Origin of the sequence: Microscilla marina ATCC 23134, assembly GCF_000169175.1 — a bacterium.
Lineage (GTDB): Bacteria > Bacteroidota > Bacteroidia > Cytophagales > Microscillaceae > Microscilla > Microscilla marina.
In genome coordinates this window covers 1-18,575 of the sequence record NZ_AAWS01000059.1, presented here as the reverse complement: position 1 = coordinate 18,575, position 18,575 = coordinate 1, and the positions used below count along the sequence as shown (strand labels likewise).

The 18,575-nt window shown below is 39.7% G+C and carries 17 protein-coding genes; 4 read left to right on the top strand and 13 right to left on the bottom strand.

Annotated elements, in window-relative coordinates; all coding sequences use genetic code 11:
* Positions 1-250 precede the first annotated feature (250 nt).
* Positions 251-973 (top strand): LytR/AlgR family response regulator transcription factor, encoded by a 723-nt coding sequence (locus tag M23134_RS32210; protein WP_002703936.1) that lies wholly within the window; start codon positions 251-253, stop codon positions 971-973.
* Positions 974-1,672: 699 nt separating this feature from the next.
* On the opposite strand, the gene M23134_RS32200 is transcribed toward M23134_RS32210, so the two are convergent.
* Together M23134_RS32200 and M23134_RS32195 are read right to left on the bottom strand one after the other, a co-directional pair.
* Positions 1,673-2,644: a lytic transglycosylase domain-containing protein gene (locus M23134_RS32200; protein WP_045114776.1), complete on the bottom strand. Its 972-nt coding sequence runs from the start codon at positions 2,642-2,644 to the stop codon at positions 1,673-1,675.
* Between the two features lie 5 nt (positions 2,645-2,649).
* A complete protein-coding gene (locus M23134_RS32195) occupies positions 2,650-3,396 on the bottom strand; it encodes an LOG family protein (RefSeq protein ID WP_002703931.1) in 747 nt (248 codons plus the stop codon).
* 413 nt (positions 3,397-3,809) lie between these two features.
* On the opposite strand from M23134_RS32195, the gene M23134_RS32190 reads away from it, so the two are divergent.
* On the top strand, positions 3,810-4,478 hold the full coding sequence (locus tag M23134_RS32190; RefSeq protein WP_002703929.1) for a hypothetical protein: 669 nt from the start codon (positions 3,810-3,812) through the stop codon (positions 4,476-4,478).
* A 157-nt stretch (positions 4,479-4,635) separates the two neighbouring features.
* On the opposite strand, the gene M23134_RS32185 is transcribed toward M23134_RS32190, so the two are convergent.
* Positions 4,636-7,020 carry a PKD domain-containing protein gene (locus M23134_RS32185; RefSeq protein ID WP_002703928.1) on the bottom strand — a complete coding sequence of 795 codons (2,385 nt, stop codon included), beginning with the start codon at positions 7,018-7,020 and terminating at the stop codon, positions 4,636-4,638.
* 790 nt (positions 7,021-7,810) lie between these two features.
* Here M23134_RS32185 and M23134_RS32180 point away from each other — a divergent pair.
* Positions 7,811-8,296, top strand: a complete 486-nt coding sequence (locus M23134_RS32180) for a hypothetical protein (RefSeq protein WP_002703926.1) — start codon at positions 7,811-7,813, stop codon at positions 8,294-8,296.
* Between the two features lie 670 nt (positions 8,297-8,966).
* Here M23134_RS32180 and M23134_RS32175 read toward each other — a convergent pair.
* The gene (locus M23134_RS32175) at positions 8,967-9,884 is read right to left on the bottom strand and encodes a TIGR01777 family oxidoreductase (protein ID WP_002703924.1); all 918 of its coding nucleotides are present in this window, start codon (positions 9,882-9,884) and stop codon (positions 8,967-8,969) included.
* A 260-nt stretch (positions 9,885-10,144) separates the two neighbouring features.
* Here M23134_RS32175 and M23134_RS32170 point away from each other — a divergent pair, with 260 nt between their 5' ends.
* The gene (locus M23134_RS32170) at positions 10,145-11,089 is read left to right on the top strand and encodes a substrate-binding domain-containing protein (protein ID WP_002703922.1); all 945 of its coding nucleotides are present in this window, start codon (positions 10,145-10,147) and stop codon (positions 11,087-11,089) included.
* Positions 11,090-11,697: 608 nt separating this feature from the next.
* Here M23134_RS32170 and M23134_RS32165 read toward each other — a convergent pair.
* The 9 genes from M23134_RS32165 to M23134_RS32125 all read right to left on the bottom strand — a co-directional run.
* Entirely contained in the window at positions 11,698-12,150 is a 453-nt protein-coding gene (locus M23134_RS32165; protein ID WP_002703920.1) for a hypothetical protein, read from the bottom strand.
* Positions 12,151-12,457: 307 nt separating this feature from the next.
* Positions 12,458-13,099: an SMI1/KNR4 family protein gene (locus M23134_RS32160; RefSeq protein WP_002703914.1), complete on the bottom strand. Its 642-nt coding sequence runs from the start codon at positions 13,097-13,099 to the stop codon at positions 12,458-12,460.
* Between the two features lie 69 nt (positions 13,100-13,168).
* A complete protein-coding gene (locus M23134_RS32155; RefSeq protein ID WP_002703912.1) occupies positions 13,169-13,399 on the bottom strand; it encodes a bacteriocin immunity protein in 231 nt (76 codons plus the stop codon).
* Between the two features lie 109 nt (positions 13,400-13,508).
* On the bottom strand, positions 13,509-13,889 hold the full coding sequence (locus M23134_RS32150) for a hypothetical protein (RefSeq protein WP_045114775.1): 381 nt from the start codon (positions 13,887-13,889) through the stop codon (positions 13,509-13,511).
* Positions 13,886-15,376: an RHS repeat-associated core domain-containing protein gene (locus M23134_RS39265; protein WP_053337435.1), complete on the bottom strand. Its 1,491-nt coding sequence runs from the start codon at positions 15,374-15,376 to the stop codon at positions 13,886-13,888. The genes M23134_RS32150 and M23134_RS39265 overlap by 4 nt, the downstream gene beginning before the upstream one ends.
* 314 nt (positions 15,377-15,690) lie before the next feature.
* Positions 15,691-16,059 carry a hypothetical protein gene (locus M23134_RS39260; RefSeq protein WP_002703908.1) on the bottom strand — a complete coding sequence of 123 codons (369 nt, stop codon included), beginning with the start codon at positions 16,057-16,059 and terminating at the stop codon, positions 15,691-15,693.
* On the bottom strand, positions 16,046-17,299 hold the full coding sequence (locus M23134_RS40675) for an RHS repeat-associated core domain-containing protein (protein ID WP_053337434.1): 1,254 nt from the start codon (positions 17,297-17,299) through the stop codon (positions 16,046-16,048). The genes M23134_RS39260 and M23134_RS40675 overlap by 14 nt, the downstream gene beginning before the upstream one ends.
* A gap of 162 nt (positions 17,300-17,461) precedes the next feature.
* On the bottom strand, positions 17,462-17,746 hold the full coding sequence (locus M23134_RS32130) for a hypothetical protein (RefSeq protein ID WP_157558756.1): 285 nt from the start codon (positions 17,744-17,746) through the stop codon (positions 17,462-17,464).
* Between the two features lie 190 nt (positions 17,747-17,936).
* Positions 17,937-18,575, bottom strand: a 639-nt coding sequence (locus M23134_RS32125; protein ID WP_045114774.1) for a hypothetical protein, incomplete at its 5' end; no start/stop codon positions are given.

Below are 18,575 nucleotides of genomic sequence, written 5' to 3'. Positions count from 1 at the left end.
CAAGATTTGAGCATTTACGCATCGTAGTCAATACCATAGCATTGCCCCTGGGTTTGTAAATCATATTGTCTCAGAGCAATATCACTGACTCTTCAACAAATACTTGCTTAGGCATTCCTTCTAATTAAAGATACTGGCTCTATAGCCTGGCAGACATTTGTCCTATCCTTTGACCAAACAACCAGCTTGAATGTCTGAACAAGAGTTGAGTGTTCTTTATAAAACAACATACAAATAACAACCATCCCTCATGAAAATTTTAATTACAGAAGATGACCCAATTTATGCCGATGCACTGGAAATTTTGCTTGAAAGCATAGGGCACCAAGTAGTGGGCATAGCCAATAATGCACCACAGGCACTAAGGCTTATCAAAGCCACCCAACCAGACTTGCTCTTGCTCAATATTGAGGTAAACGGAAAGGTGGATGGTATTTATATTGCCCAAGAGCTCAGGGAGTATGCCTCGCCCATTCCATTTATTTTTATTACTTCTTTGCAAGACCCTGATATATTTGAAAAGGCCAAGCGAACCAATCCTTTTGCTTACATTACCAAACCAGTAGACAAGTGTACCTTGTTGCGTACTGTTGAACTGGCGCTGTATAAATACACCCAACAAAACGATTTTGAAGAGATAGAGAATAGGGTGCAAGACGAAGAAAGTTTTTTTGTGAAAGTGGGACGACAATTGCGACGCATACATGTTTCCGATATTTGTTACCTAAAGGTAGACCGAAAGTACTCTACTATTGCCCTGGAGGACGAAAAATTCAAGACCAGGATGTCGTTGCAGGATTTGGCACGCAAGTTACCTGCTGATGCTTTTATAAAAGTGCATAAGTCGTATATGGTAAATCTACAAAAAATAGATGAGGTAGACCTGGATAAGGAGTCTATCAAAATGGGGCCTCACGTTATTCCTTTGAGCAGAAGGCATAAAAAAGAGTTGGTAGAGATGCTTACCTTATAATTCACAAACTCATCATCCACTGAAAGTAAACATACTATGAATTGTTACAGACTAAACGCACTATGATTTTCACACATATCTTTCACTTGCAGCAACTTATGCGTAGTACTTTGCGTTGCTTTGCTCGCGGGGAGGTGGTCAGCATTGCGGGTGAGTTTATGCTGTCCAGGCTTTTTTCCTTTGTTTTTTGGCCTCAAAAACCGCAGGGCGAAGCTCAAGCTCAACGTAAGTTAAATGAAGCCGCCAGAGGCAAATGTAGCAAATAAGCGATACGATTAACTAAAAAATAAAGTAAGTCGATTATAAGACACTACAGCTTTTAACTTCGTTGAGCTCAGCACAGTAAAACTGTAGCTTCGGTTTTTCAAAAGTACCGTCATCGCCTCAGCTCATGTCTCCACCATAGCCGTCAGGCTACTATTTTTTTACCCCTGAAACATCTTTTAGTATCCAAATTTTGGCGATTCGATCAGCGCGTGGGGGCACTCGCTGAGGCGGTGACAGTATTTTTAAGCGATTTTTTTACTATGCTCCTCATTGCATAAACGTATTTCGAGGTTTTGACTTTTATTCGTTTGTGGGGACACAAACGAAGTCGTTAGGAAGGAAGATCTACTTTTTTCAAACAAGTAACCAAGTGTTTCTCATTTTTTATAAGAAAGCTCTGCCAGAAAGAAAAGTCCCACACTAAATACACCACTACAACCGAATCTTGGGGATGTCTTCTTGCCTGAATGGTTCGTTGGATTTGGCGCCTTTGGGGATCAGAATGGTATAGGTGGCGCCTGTTTTTTTAATAGTCAGTGTTTTGCTGCGCAACCAAGGGTTGTGCACTTTGAGTATTTTATAGCTTATGCCTTGTTTAATGGCAAAATCAACCAAATCGGGGATGCTCTCGGTCACAGTTACTTTGCGGTAATCAATGGGTTGGTAGCGTTGCTGGGCGGGTATATGAAATCCGTAGCTTTGGGGATTTTCAAAAATGAGTTTGACGGCTACTGCCCTTATTACATACTTGGCAGTTTCGGCATTGAGGAACAGGTCATAGTATGAAGCTACTTTTTGGCGGTTTACATTGCTGCGAATGCCCCCCATGCCTCGATTATAAGAAGCTGCCACCAGCGCCCAGTTGCCAAAAATACCATGGGCGTCGTTCAGGTACCTACAGGCGGCTTCAGTGGCTTTGAGCCTATGGTAACGCTCGTCTACTTCTTTGTTTACCTCTAGTTTGTATTGTTTGCCAGTGGCGCGCATAAACTGCCAAAACCCGGTGGCACCCACCCGCGAAATAAGGTTGAGCAGGTTGCTTTCTACTACGGCAATGTACTTGAAGTCTTCGGGGATGTTGTTTTTTTTGAGGATGGGTACAATTTGTGGAAACCAACGCCCGGCACGTTTGTAGTTCATGATGGTGCGACTATGACGGTAAGCAGTTTGTACCAGCTCTTGTTCGAGGCGTTCGCGCACTTCAGGGTCTTGCAGCGGTACTTTTTCTCCGGCAAAACTGACCGATGAAGGAATGGGAACACTGGTATACTTGAAAGCTTGTGGAGCCGGAACACCAGTACTTGGGTGAGTAGGTTGGTTAGATGCTTGTGATTGAGAGGTTAAAATATACCCTGCCAGTCCTAGGTTGACCAGCAAGAGTATAACTAATAGTGTGTTTTTCAAAACGTTTAAAAGTTGGGTGACAAGTTATAGTTACTATAAAATTCGTCAATTGCCTGCACTGCCTCATCCACGTCATCTACCAAGGTAAAAAGATCCAGGTCTTCTATATTGATATTGTGCGCTTTTTGTGCCACAGTGCTTTTAAGCCAATCAACCAACCCTCCCCAGTAGCTGCTATCAAACAAGATGATAGGGAACTTACCAATTTTTTTGGTTTGGATAAGAGTTATTGCTTCAAAAAGCTCATCTAAAGTACCCATTCCTCCTGGCATTACCACAAAACCTTGGGCATATTTTACAAACATTACCTTGCGCACAAAAAAGTAGTCAAAGTTGATGACTTTATCAGTGTCAATATAAGCATTGTTGCCTTGCTCGAATGGCAAATTGATACAAAGCCCTACCGACTTACCTCCTTGTTCGTAAGCTCCTTTGTTTCCGGCTTCCATAATACCAGGACCACCACCAGTAATTACCCCATAACCGTGGCGTACCAGTTTGGCAGCAATTTTTTCAGCATTTTTATAGTGTGGATGATCGGGTTTGGTACGTGCCGAGCCAAAAATAGAGACACAGGGACCTATTTTGGCCATAGATTCGTAACCGTTTACAAACTCAGACATCACCTTAAATATACCCCAGGAGTCGGAGCTTCTTATTTGTGCCCACGGGCGCTGTGAGCGGTTAAAAGATTTGCGGATTTTACTTTCATCTTCATGATTTACCGATTGTGATTCGTTATCTGTTTGCATGTATATGTGTTTTTTTTATGAATAAAATGTGACTTGCCTGTTTGTACCCACCAAGCCAATATTTTTGTCTATATTTGGGTAGGTTTTCAGTGGGGTGAGGTCTGCTGTATTTGACCGTATCACTTTTAACGCTTAACTTCAATACAGGGCTGAAATTGACGCATTAAAATTTAAGCAAGCCTACAAAACTATTATTTTAGATTTTAAAAGCAAGAAATTTTTTGAGAAGATAAGAGTAAAAGCAGGGTTTGTGTTATATTATAACATGCTTATAGTGATTTAGTTACGTTTTTCCCAAGCTTATTCCCACACTCAGGTCACCTGCTATTTCTTGATTTTTCCTTTGTGCAAAACCATTGCTTAACGTTTATCCGTATTAAAATCAATGCATCAACTGTGATCCACTTATTCCCATGACTCCATCTCCCTCAATAGACATACAAGCCCAATTGCTTTGGAACGATTACCTGACAAACAACCAGCATACAAGAATGGGCAACGAAAATTTTTGGGCAAACTATGAAATGTTGACCCAACGCGCCCGCCAAAAAAGACAAAACTTCCCCTGGCCACACCCAGATACACCTGCCTACCCTTCTTTTGAACTTGTCAGGTTTGATATGACTGCCCAAAGCAAAAAAGTTCATCGAAGGTATTTATGGAAAGATTTTTTGTCAACAATAGGCTTTACCTCGTTTCTGGTAACAATGATGGTAGTTTTTGGGCATTGTGTCATTGACATTAGCGGAGAGGTACAACCCAACTTAGCTACAAGCGTAGTTGTTTGGTGTATTATTATCTTTTTGCTCAATATTGTATTTGGCTGGGAGTATCCACAGGCCTTTGCCAATGCTCGCCTACGACTAAGGTTTGATAAGCACCAACTGGTGGTGGGAGGCAAGCGTTTGACTAAAAGAAAAATTGCTTTGTCCCAGATTCAACAAACAACGCTTAATCAATTGTATTTGGTGGTAGGCTATCAAACAAAAAAAGGGAGAAAACAGTTACACATTCCACGTACTATAGCACACTTTGACGTGCTTAAGGTATACTTAAACGCAATTGTAGAAAAAAATCAGTGAAATAATGACTCGTTTTTTTACCTCGCCACGAAAAACAGCCCGTGTATAAAAACAAAAACGACGGTAAACCAAATTGTCTACCGTCGTTTTTGTTTAATAGTTTACAGGATTACCAAAAATGAGTCTTTCTGATTTAACTGTCGGTTTCCGATTAATCTTATTTCATTATTTGATATTTTTGCACCCCTGTTTTTGTAGCTACATGTACAAAATACAAACCGTTTTGTAAGCCTTTTAAGCTTTTGGCAGGTGGAGCATTTTCAGCAATTTTAGTTGTTTTTAGTAAAGCGCCTGTTTTGCTGTAAACTTTTACATCTACAGTAGCAATGGTGGTAGTGGTGTTGCTGGTAGTTCTTGCAGTAGCTCTTTTCAAAACCGAAATTCTCATATATTTAACTGCCGTTTGGTTTTGATCATTGTAAGCAATCAGCTTTACCAAATGAAAACCAGGCGTATCGTATTTAACAATTGGGTGAGTGTCGGTGCTGGTAAAAATGTCGCCACCTTCAAACCTCCACTCGTAACGACTGGCATTTTGCGACTCGTTGTTGAACTTTAAGCTTTCGCCTTCCCAGATTTCGGTAGTGCTTACCTTAAAATTAGCCACTGGTAGTTTTGGGCGTGCCTTTACTGTAATAGTCATCCTGTTTGCTGTACTCTGTCCAAACTCGTTATAGGCAATCAGTCTAACATAGAAGGTACCTGGGCTATCGTATTTTACGGTGAGGTGTTCCTCCATACTGGTTCGGTCACTATACCCAGCCGTAAACCTCCACACATAAGACGTGGCATTTTGCGACTCGTTGTTGAACTTTAAGCTTTCGCCTTCCCAGATTTCGGTAGAGCTTACCTTAAAATCAGCTACAGGCAATTTTGGGCGTGCCTTCACTGTAACAGCCATCGTTTTTGCTGTACTTTGTCCAAGTTCGTTATAGGCAATCAGAATGACATGGAAAGAACCTGGGATATCGTATTTTACGGTGAGGTGTTCCTCCACACTGGTTTGGTCGCTATACCCACGCGAGAACTTCCACAAATAAGAAGTTGCATTTTGCGACTCGTTGTTGAACTTTAAACTTTCGCCTTCCCAGATTTCGGTAGAGCTTACCTTAAAATCAGCCACAGGTTGCCCCAATACAGGCACTTCCTCAATAGTTACATTATCAATAGAGATATCATTGTTCCATGAATTGCTTCTGGTACCTGAGAAACGAAGCAACATTTGAGCATAGCTATGACCTTTTAAGGAAACCGAAGCTGTTGTCCACCCATTTGGATTCCCTTCTTGATGGGTGTGTTCTTTACGCCAAACCTGAGTCCAAGTGGCTCCTCCATCTTTACTTACTTCTAATGTAAGGATGCTAGGGCTTGAAGAATCAGTGTAATAAAGATATATCCCCATGTGGTAATCGAATGTAATCGTAGGGTTTTTAAGTTTACGAGCATCCACTGGAGGACTTATCAAGGAACCTTTTTTGCCCTTGTTACCCATCAATGTGATATAGCTGTAACCCTTTGATGGTTTATGGGGTTTTGTGCTCCAGTATGGTTCTCCATGCCAACCCTCACGGCGGTACCAAGGATCACTTCCGTTTCGTTTCCAACTACCTGCATCTCCAGCTTCGAAACTTTCATTATAAGGGAAAGTAGTCACCACAGAAGGTACCTGAAAGTCGGTCATACTTGTGGCTGTTTGTCCATCTACAGTCACCGTTACTTTACCAGTAGTTGCTCCCTCTGGCACAAGTATACTAAAGTTGATGTAGGTATAATCTATATAAGGACCTTGTGCTGTACTGAAAGAAAAAGCTGCCCCGTTAAATTCTATTAAAGAGCTACCATTGCCAGTCAAACCTACACCGTTTATAGTAACCGGACTATGCAGGAAGCCTCCTGAAGGCGTAACACCTGTAATAGCAGGCGCGCCATCTTCGGTAATAGTGATGGCATCAATGGCAATATAATTTGCCCAAATATTGGTTGCACTTCCTACAAAACGTAATTGAGTGTTTGCCGATTTGTGGGCAGATAAATTAACCACAGCTTCCTTCCAAGAATTATCGTGCCCAGGCATAGGTGCAGTCCATCCACTTCCAGTAGTAGTGTTTCCGTCGGTAGACCACACCTTGGTCCAGCTAGTGCCATCGGTGCTTGCTTCTACCTCTAGAGTACCTATACTGGTAGCACCACCCAACAAGTGAAAAGCAAAAACAAGGCTTGGTTTATTTAAGCTGGTCAAGTCAAAAGTACGGCTTTGGAACGCGGCTTTTTTATTCAGGTTAGAAGAGCTACCCGCGTCAATATACATATAATATTGACCTTCGGTTGCTTTTGTTGCTGTGCCACTTTGGCTACGTGCCCAGTTAAAATCATTTCCACCTACATTCAGTGTCCAGTCGTTTGTACTTTCTTCGAAACTTTCGGTATAAGGATAGGTAGTAACAAGGGCGTTGGTTACTTGCTGTTGGGCAGTAGTTAGTTGAAGGCTACTGACAAAAATAGCAAATGTTAACAGGATTTTGTTCAATGTGATATTTTGCATTGTATTTAATTGATGGTTGTATGAACAATAGTCCATAGTATTTAGCCGATAGTCGATAGCTGATTCGAGTAAATATTTACCTTGTTAAATACTGTAAACCAGTATCTTATATTAAGATTGCTTACTCAATTTATTTTTAAAAGTGTGTCGGTTTTACGCCCAAACACCCAATTAAATAGTTTTTAAATTCGTAAATAACTGAGAACCAGCAAACAACTTTGACTAAAATCACTGCGGAGTATTGATGAATAATCGTAATTAAAAAAATTACATAAATAAATTGCACATTTTGATGTGTCAGACATCAAGTACGGCAAACGCAAACCACTTTTTTGCGTGCGGCAAAGGTAGAGAAACAAACAAGCACATAGGTTTATATTCACCCGCTGTATGTCAGTTATTGACTTAGTATTTTTTTAAAAAGATATTTTGCGGTTATTTTTTTGTCTGATTCAAAGAATAAATAGCTTTACTACTCTTTTACTTTGAAGATCAACAACTTTTGTTGCTATAATATTTTAGCTAAGTACAGTTGATAGTCATGAAGATAGACTAATTGTTCGGAATTAAATATGAGGTGAAAACCTAGTGCATTGGGTACTAAGTTACTCACATATTATTTGGCGACTTTTGCCCCCTGACTTCCTCGTAAAAAAGTTAGATAGCTATGGCTATCCGCCATTTTCACGACTCGTCAGAAAACAAAACCGAGCTTTTCGCGAGCTCAACGTAGTTAATTCATCCAAATTAATAGGCAACTTATTTAATCCCCAATGCACTAGATACTTTTATGACAGAAAAAAATAAAGTAGGACAAAACAGGCATGAGTATCCATTGATGGGAAATATCGAAGAGGAAAGAGGTGATCTGAAGGTGTATATAAAAAAAATAACTGATAAAAAAGTGACCCTAAAATGCTGCTTTATTATACTATTGACCTTATGCAGCCTGAGCAGTTGCCTCGACCCTATTACTCATCGAAACAATCCCGAACTCATTGAATGGAAAGGAATGAAAGAAGATAGTGCCCAAAGTGTTATTGCCCAAAAAGTGCCATTAAAAGCCACCCCTGCAATAGTCACCCAGTTTTGCAAAAAACAAGGCTTATCACCTTCTCCACTTACCCCGCATCCACCAGGTTTTTTTATTACCGCCTCCTCCCCTATTATCAGCGAGAAAGTGATGACTAAAGCCAAGTGGTTGTTTAAGTTTTATTTTGATCGGTCAAAGCGTCTTACCAAAACCACCCTCCACAAAAGCCTGATTCCGTTTTAGGGTGTTGTTCTGTTGATAACTGATGTTACGCAACTTCTTCTAAGGAATTGTTCAAAAATAAATTTACACTCTGAGAGGTGATTTTTCGCCTTGATACTTCGTTATTTTTAGCCGTTGGCAGAGCTCGGCACAGCCTAGCTGTAGCCATCGGTTATTGCCCGTAGCGCTGCTATGGGCGCAAAAAATAGCCTCGTCTCAAAACAAAACCTCTACCTCAAGAATGGTAATTTAATTGCTCACCATTCCTAAGTATGCTTATTTGTATTGTTTTAATTGCTAGATTGCGGCCATTGTTGAACAGTCCATAAATTTGTGCCTTAAATAATTTGAGTGCAGTAAAATTTATTGGTGTAATCAGCGCATTGCGCAACAATTGTAATCATAGTAACCATCTAACAACAGAAGTGAAGTCAAGCCTAAAAACTGCGTAACTTGGGTTGATAATACACTTTTATATCGGTTCCGAGCCTACACTTGCAAGTAATCATAAGCGTCAGCACTGTCGACCAATGGTGGCGTAACTTTGTTAAACTCACTACCAGTTCCTTAGCCATAATTTGATAGTATATGTCAGCACTATCGACCATCTACTGTGGTCTATGGACTAAAGCGCCCAATACTTATGGAACCGAACGCAGTGAGCTACGCCACCATTGGTCTGTAGACTATTTTAATGCTTGCCCAATAAATCTTTCAGAGCTTCGGTCAGCCCAGGGTGTTCAAACTCAAAACCAGCCCTTACTATTTTATCGCAAGATACTTTGTTGCCTTCCAATACAATAGAGGCCATTTCGCCCAGCATCATCTTGAGCATAAAGGCGGGTACATTGGGCAAAAACGCAGGACGATGCACCACCGAAGCCAACCGCTTGGTCATTTCGGCGTTGGTAACGGGCGCAGGGGCCACCCCATTATACGCACCCCGCATGGTCTCATCTGCCAGGGCTTTCATAAATATGCGGGCAATGTCATCTATATGTATCCACGACATGTACTGATCGCCGCTGCCCAATGGTGCCCCCAAACCCAAACGCACTGGCTGAAGCAACTTGGGCAAAGCGCCACTTTGGGGGCTGAGCACTACGCCTACCCTTATTTTTACGGTTCTAATGCCTTGTTCTTCTATTTCTTTGGTGGCATTTTCCCACTTACTGGTTACTTCTGCCAAAAAATCGTTGCCCGCCGGACTTTCTTCGTGCAGCAATTGGTCGCCAGTGTTGATACCATAATAGCCTATGGCCGAGGCATTGACCAATGCTTTGGGGGCAGTAGACATCTTACGGATGGTTTGAGCAATCAGCTCGGTAGATTGGGTACGGCTTTTCAATATTTCTTCTTTGCGGCTTTCTGTCCAACGCTTATCGGCTACTCCGGCTCCGGCCAAATGCACTACCACATCTACCCCTTCAAAAGCCGCTGCATCTATTTCCCCCTTCTGGGGATGCCATTCAAATACTTCTACATTTTTTATAGAACGTTTGCTTCGGCTCAAGTACCGAATACTGTAGCCTTTTTGGGCTAACAACAGTTCGGTCAGGCGTTGTCCTATCAATCCGGTTCCTCCAGTAATTAGTATCGTTTTAGTCATACATTACCAACAATTAAAATAAGCTTTTGTTTTGATTTCTTACATCGCCCCAAAGCGCCTGAATCCTCCCTTGAATCCTTTCTCAAAAGCGGTATTCAGACAGTTTTTGCCAATGATTTACCAAAAACCTTTAATATTCACAAAACAACCCAAATTATTTATACAAAGCCCCACAAACATAAACATTCCTTCACCTTTTAATAACCTCTAACTGCCTGATAATTTGTAACTTTCGACAAGTAAAAAAATGACATACTACAATGAACATTATTCCTAAAAAGTACATCAAAGCAGCCCTTATATTTTGCTGGGCAAGCACTTTGTTTTGTGTAAGCATAGCCTATGCACAGCGCCCTTTGGTGGTGGGCATAAGCACCGATGTAAGCAGCCTCAAAGAGAGACAAAAAGCGGGTGAAACCATTGCCGCTTATCTGGCAAAAAAACTCCAAAAAAAAATAGTGGTGTTGCTTCCGCAAAAAAATAATGAGCTGATTCAAATGCTCAAAGACAAAAAAGTAGACATTGCTTTTTTGAATACCTTTGGGTATATATTGGCGTCGGCCGAAGTAGCTATAGACCCTTTGGTGGTAGTGTCGGCAGATGCCCGCCAACCAGCTGCCTATAAAAGCTGCCTGATAAAGCACCCCGATACCAAAGTAAAAACCATACCCGATGTAGTGAAAAAGTCTAATGCAGCTCAATTGAGGTTTGCCTTTGTAAACCCCACCTCTACTTCAGGACATTTGGTGCCCCGCCTTTATTTCAACTCGCTGGGGCTCAACTATACCGAGTCGCATTTTAAAGAAATTATATTTGGTAACAACCACACCAACACCATCCGGCAGATAGCCAGCCACAAGGCAGACCTGGGCGCCTGCTCTTACGACGATTTACAAAAAATGATGGCTACCGGAAAGATCTCAAAAAAAGCCGTGGAGGTATTATGGGTGTCGTCACCCATAGTAAACGGCCCCATAGCAGTGCGTACCCAACTTGACAAGTCACTGAAGACAGCCATTGGCCAGGCGTTTCTGAAAATGCCCGACAACGCTCCTCAGCTACAGGCAGCTTTTAAAAAGCTATGGCATACCTCAGGCAAAAAAACTTATTTTGTAAAAGCCCAAAATACCTGGTACGACCCTATCCGAAAAATGGCCAGTTCGTTAGAAGAACTCGTGCTCATTTTAAACTATTACACCGATTAGTTTACTCATTATCGTTCAATACAATACTTCACTCACCATCTTATTTCTGAAATCGTACTGTTTGCTTGAGCAGTGCGATTTTTTTTCGAGTATAAGTACCAAGACAGAATTAAATATGTCTAAGTGATCTTTCATAAATAATTTGAGCCATTAAAGTGTATCTATTGCCCTCATTCTTCTCAAAAAAAAGCTTCATAGCTTTGGCTATGCACCGTTTTTTTTGAATCGTCTGAGAACAATATATTTTCTTGAATTGGCACAGCTTATTTTTTCCAGATCACTAATGAGTAACGCATACCAGGGAAATAAAACAAGCCCCAACCATTTTTACATGATTTGGGCTTTGGTTTTTTACTCAGCTTATATTTTGTTGCGCAAAGAAAACTTGTTCTGTAAGGATCGAAACTTCTATTTACTCAGCCTTTTAAGTCTCCTTCGGAAGGTTTAAAAGAGCTGGGTATCTATACATTACAAAAGAGTTACGACCTGTACCATATGCTATTTGAAGCCCAACAATCTCAGCAAAACTCGTTTTCTATTTGTCTCTGGCCCAAGTTTTTGTTTCGTTAGCAATAACATCTATATCCCCACCCAATAACTTTATTGGATTAGATAGAAGAGGACAATGCTTTATACTTATGAAACTGTTTTGAGTTTTCAATAAGCATTTTAATTTCTGAACTGTCTAAACTTGAAGAGTAACCTTGTTCATCAATAATCAAGAAATCATGTAACCTTAAAAACTCTAATATGAAATCTAATATATCCTTGTATAGCGTGGTAAAATCAATTCTAAAAGACACAGACTCTACCAGGCCATATTCACTGTAAACCTCAAAACAGTTTGAATCTTGCCTTCCAAAAAGTGTCAAATCTTTATGCCAGGGCTTTGCTTTTGGAAGAACTGTGCTAATCTCTCCAAATAAGTCACAATTGACCTTATCATTTAACCAATAAGTTTCATCATCCAAAAATCCATCTTTATCAAAACTGACTTTTACTTCAGAATTAATCAAATACTTTCTGGGAACCACTATAAAATTATATTGCCATATCGCCATTTTTCTCCTATTTCATTAATTTCCAATAACCTAAGTACCCATACTAATGCTAAATCAGAAGCATGTTTATACCCCGAATAAGGCAATGTCACCTTTTTATCAAACCTATCGTATCCGTTTCGTCATAAAAGACATAATGCAAATAGGCACTAGGCAAGCCACTGTTTTAGCTTATGGAGCAAACAAGCTTAAGCTGCTTGCTGTGTTTTGACTGGGTGTGCTACTAATGTGGGCAATAAAAAAATCCCGACTCAAGTGAATGAATCAGGCTATATATTTATTGTAATAAGTAGAAGCTTAAAAAGCTCTAAGATTCTATCGTTATCTTTATTTCGGTTCCATCTGGTAAATTAGATATTTGATATGCAATCTTGGAGTTATATTCTAAATTCTTGTCAAAACTTTTAACGTGTAAATTCTCAACCTCAAATTCCCCACCTATAATAAACGGTTGTTTGGGGCATAAACGCTCTCCATATTGCAAGGAATGACCTAAGCTTTGCCATTCCTGCATCAAACTTTGCCCTGTGTAATAATCTAAATCTTCAGAATTGTCAAATATTGCAGCAAGAAACCCTTCAAAGTTTGTTGCTATTTTCTCCTTTTCTGCACTTTCCAAGTTAAAAAGAATTACACCATCTTTTGAAAAACAAAATTGATTACCAAATAAGTCTTCTCCAAAAGAAAAAATACCCTGAGACAGGTCTTTATAACAACTTCTTAAGTGACTGTTGACATTCATTATGCTATGGAAAGGAAGATCAGCACAAACTCCATAAAAGTGCAAAGAACCATTAAAGAAATATCCTCCATTCATCTCATCTAAAAACTTTAAGTAATATTTATCATTGATGCTTTCTTGAACCTGTGATAACTCTAAACTATCTATAGTGGGAGGACTAAAGTTTTTTACTTTATTTTTTTTTAATTCATTTTTTACGTTCATCATCAATCATCCTTAACTTATCTTTGCCGGACACAAGCTTGAGAGCTTGCTTCAGCACCACTTTTGGCTACTTTACGCTTGGCCTGTATTAGATGAAGGTATTATTATAGGCTGATAATTCATTACTTTATTTGCTATTTCTTCTGGTGTAAGCCCTTCATGTTTTTTCATAAAAATAAAATCACTCCCTTCTGGATGAGGTACATTCTCATCGAATAAGTCAATCAGGGCATTCATTTCTTCTTCTGTCCCCTTACACGCAATAATTGTCTTCACTAAATCAATTAACTCTTCTTTGTTCATGGTTCATTATGATATTTTTTAGTTTACATGATTTGGGCTTTGATTTTTAACTAAGCTTATTTTTACTCAACCTTTCAAGTCTTCTGAAGAAGACTTGAAAGGGCTGGGGCTACTTTTTTTTTCTTAAAACAACGTCATCAATTTTGAGTTTACTATTACTCAATATCTCAACATTCAGACTTCTTCTATTCATAAACCCTGAACTTAATATTGTAGTTAAATCTCGCTCTTCATTGCACTTAAGGTATAAAATCTTATTATTGACTACTTCCCATTTTCCTTCGCAGGTTGGCGTTGCGCCAGGCATCTTCTGAGTCCAAATAAAAGAGCCATCTTGCTTAATTATCAAGTGATAGATAACCATTAAATATTTCTTGCTTTTTTTGGTTTGCCCGAAAAACTCCCCTGGCAAATCATCAAGTGTTGTTCTTGTTGCAACACAAGAGGAAATAAATATATAAATCAATAGAACTATTAAATTTTTCATCATTTCTTATAATATGTGCCTTTTAAAAAGAAAAGTATGTTGGTATTTGCAGGATATTTCATTAACATATCCTTGTACCTTGGTAAGGCTTTTATCAAGTCATCTCTTTTAGAATTTATGCTAAGACGAACTCCAGCAGTATTGGCGCTACCGCCTGGCTTATATGGCTGCTTATTATTTGATGTGGTAATCCCTTGAACCCAGCTTGCAGTTATCTTTTTAAAAGAATTCGCTGTATGTATAGAACTTAATTGTGATACGCTAGATGGACTGTATGCAAATTGTGCTTGATATGCATCAGCTTCATCAAATACATCATGCAACACCGGTTTCCCTGTTTTGGCAGAAAATCCAACTTCTCCTTTTTCAAAATGACCAGCATGTGTAACTTCGTGCACAAAATTAGACGTAACACCAAATTTAATAACAATATTTTTAGTATTCGGATCTAGTTTAGTTTCTCCTAATTCATCAGTGGTTTTCTCCAATGCATAAGTTTGTTTGCTGGACTCTAATCCATCCATTGTTGTCAAAGTTGAGCTAAGTCTTGATATACGTTCTTGTCGGTTGCCTATTTTTCTAGCTAACTTCTTTTTGCTCCATCCTTTTTTTTCAGCTTTTGCTTTCAAATTCTCAATTTTTTTCTGCAATTCACTTCTTCTAGAGGCAATCTTTTTTTTCTGCTTATCCCATTCTTTTTGGCTACCTTTTTCTATTTCTTTACCATTGGGGTCAATAAATTTTAACGGGTTGTTTACAACATACGCATAAGGGGATGTAGCATGATATTTTTCAGATAGCTCATCAACTCCATGCCATCTTCCAAGTTGTGCATCATAAAACCTAGCCCCATAGTCTATCCAATTCAACCCAAACTCTTCTTGCTTTTCTTTACCATTGTAGAGATACCTATGCTCAGGCTTCCCTACCTTCTCAATCCCTCGCAGGTTCATTCCAAACGGATAATAATGATTCTCCTGTACAATCAGTTGTGGGGTATGTTCCACCACCATATCATCAAAATACACAGGCTCATCTTCGGTTTCGTTGGTGATATAAATTTGCAGCACCCCATTAGCTGGCACCTCATAATCAAAATGCAGTCTTTCCCAGTGAGTCTTGGCCGCCATTGTCACAAACACCCGCCCACTTCGCAAGGCTTTAGTGCCCGTTTCGTCATACAGCACGTAGCGCAAATAGGCATTGGGCAAACCGCTGCTTTGACTACTTGGGTTGGGAGGAGTAAAACGTAGACCTATTTGTAAAGTTCGGATGTTTTCGACGTGGGTGGTTTCTCCCGATGATTGAGAAGACCTCGCCAGCGTTCCCAAAAACAAGCCAAACTCTCTGCCTTCACCTTCGTTGGAAGCCTCCTTGATGTAGGCGTACACTTCTGAAGATATTCGGTCGCCTTTACTTACCTTCAGGGTTTTCCAGGGGCCCAGCGATGCAGTGCTTCCCCCAAGCTTCGCCGCGTATCCGTTGCCCATTGGGTGGGGCACCCGCACCACTTCATCGTACTCAATCTCCCCTGGCGCGCATTTTAATGCGTGTCTTTTTTTCTACGAGCGTTTGTAACCCGGTTCCAAAATAAACAACCCTGCACTAACAATTTAGTACAGGGTTCAACTTTTTTTTACTTGATGACTATCTCAAAATCATCTGGCACAAAGCTACATACAATCATACAGCTTCCACAACTCATAAACCCCTATCTTTCAGGTTCATAAGAAATAAAAAAGCCCAAACCATTTTTACATGATTTGGGCTTTGGTTTTTTTTTTTTTGCTCAGCCTATATTTTGCTATGCAACTTCTACTAAATTTAACCACTCAGAAGGAGTACTTACAAACTCACTCTCGTTGCCAACTTTAGACAAAGCTTTATCAATGCTATAACTTTGTATTAAATCCTGAATTGCAACAACTATATTATTCAAAGTAATGCTTTCTATGATGACCATATCAGCAACCCAAAAGTAACACCCCTCAGCACTACCAATGCCAGCCTTACTCATCAATTTCTGAATGTTCTTCAACGTAAAGAAAGTAGCATAATAAACATCCTGATTATCCAAAATAATATAAACATCTACATTACTATCCTGAATCTCTTGAGCTTTATACCCTGTTGGGAAGCTTAGCCTTGTCAATGAGCGTTTACTTTTTTCCATACACTTCTTTTAGCTTTTTAATTACTTTCTGCTGGTTCTTTTTATCAGAGTAGCCTAATATTTCTATACCATTATCTGTATTCTTAAAATATATTCTTACCCCTTTCCTACCTCGTAATTCATGAATTCCATCTCCTATACTCTTTGTACCAATTCCAGGATTATCATTTCCTTTTTTAACTTGCTCTAGAAGACCATTTGCTTCATTTCGTAAAGCCTCATTACCAACAAATGTTTGTTCAGCAAGTTTAGCAATAGCAGGAACTTCCTTCGTTTTAAATGTGATTTCAACTCCTTTTGTACTACTACCTCTACTTTGTGATTCCTTCCCTTCCAACCACTGCAAATCATTCTTCTCTTGTCCACTTAATGATCCAGCAGGTCTTTCTCTCAGCTCTTTGAGGTATCTTTGCTCATCAGTATTCAAAGCGTTCTCCACTTTCGCCTTGGTGATGTTAAACAGCATCTCACCGACAACTCCTCCTCTACCTTCACCACCAGAACGAAATTTATGAGCATGCCTCGGATCATCAGTCAAAGAGCTACCCACACCAACTTTATGAGGTGTGGCAACTAAAACACCTGTACCAGCCGCTACGCCTAATATTGAAAGTGCTCTTCCTGCACCACTCTGTGTGACAGTTGCTTTTGCTGTTTCTCCAGCAGCTTTGGACATTCCTGCAACTACAGGTATATGCTTCGCTTTATTTCCAGCTTTTTCATTTCCTGCAACAGGTTGTCCTTCCAAGCCTTCAATTTCAATATTACTTGCTGGGTTATTGCTGGCGTGTTGGTAAGGAGTCAAATAAATATATTCCTCTGCAATTGGATCAACAGAAAAGAAACGGGCAACTTGTGAGTTGTAATTCTTACGGTATTTATAATCATACCATTGAAGATCAAAGTCACTTACAAGTTCAACACTGGTAAACTTCCACCTATGCTCCGGTTTTCCGTGTTTAGAAAGTCCTTCGAGCTCAAGTCCAAACGGATAATAATGATTCTCCTGTACAATCAATTGTGGGGTATGTTCCACCACCATATCATCAAAATACACAGGCTCATCTTCGGTTTCGTTGGCGATATAAATTTGCAGCACCCCATTGGCTGGCACCTCATAATCAAAATGCAGTCTTTCCCAGTGAGTCTTGGCCGCCGTTGTCACAAACACCCGACCGCTTTGCAAGGCTTTAGTGCCCGTTTCGTCATACAGCACGTAGCGCAAATAGGCATTGGGCAAACCGCTGCTTTGACTACTTGGGTTGGGAGGAGTAAAACTCAGACCTACCTGTAAAGTCCGGAGGTTTTCGGCGTGGGTGGTTTCTCCCGATGGTTGAGAAGGCTTCGTTAGCGTCCCCAAAAACAAGCCAAACTCTCCGCCTTCGCCTTCGTTGGAAGCCTCCTAGGCGTACACCTCTGAAGATACCTGGTCACCTTTACTTACCTTCAGGGTTTTCCAGGAGCCTAACGAGGAAGTGTTTCCCCCAAGCTTCGCCGCGTATCCGTTGCCCATTGGGTGGGGTACCCGCACCACCTCATCGTACTCAATTCCTGCTTGTTGATGGACACTAAAATATTCAAAATCAGCCCGGTAAATTTTCTTTTCTCCTTCTCTGAAAGCCACCCTCAAATTGCCCAAGTGATCCTTGTAATGATACTCATACACAAAGTGATTATCCCAAATCATCTGTATTGCAAAAGTATATACAATCATACACTTTCACAACTCATAAACTCCTACCTTTCAGGCTCATAAGAAAACCCAAACCATTTTTACATGATTTGGGCTTTAGTTTTTTACTCAGCTTATGTTTACTCAACCTTTCCAGTCTCATTTGGAAGACTTGAAATGGCTGGGATTTTAAACTAAGATAAAGTTAAATTTTTATCCAATTGGAAACCAACCTTAAGCTGTCGTAACCTTCAAGCATTTGCTTTTCTGTAGGCTTAAATAAATAATGTAATCTAACCTTCGTATCATTCTTATTTTTTCTTAGAAAATTTAAAATTAATGAGATATCCCTAATTCTTTTTTCTTGTTTGGGTAATATACTTACTTGTTCTAAGCAGTCTTGCTCACAATCATAGTGGCCTCCAAAATATATGGTTTCCTTCAAACAAGATATATCACCCAAGAAACATAATTCATTACTTTGGTTTTCTACTAGGATGGTGCTTTTATCCAAGATTTGAGTAATGCCAACGCTATTGTTGAACTTCCCCTTTGTATTTTTTCTAAGTAGCACCTCATGACTATCCATTATTTTGTTTTCTAAAGCTCTGTGATCCCAAATAAACCTTAAAGTATCTTTATCTAGTGACTTGAATGTAACCTTTGCTATTAAACGAACAAGAGTATCCTCCTTTTTTCCATCTTTTTCTAACCAAGAAACTCGCTTTATCTCTTGTATGTTGAATGATATTTTTGGATTACCTTGTCCTTGTACTACCATTGCTTTCAGACAAAAAAGCAATATAAATATCCCTAGCTTGTATATCATTTTACACCTTTTTTT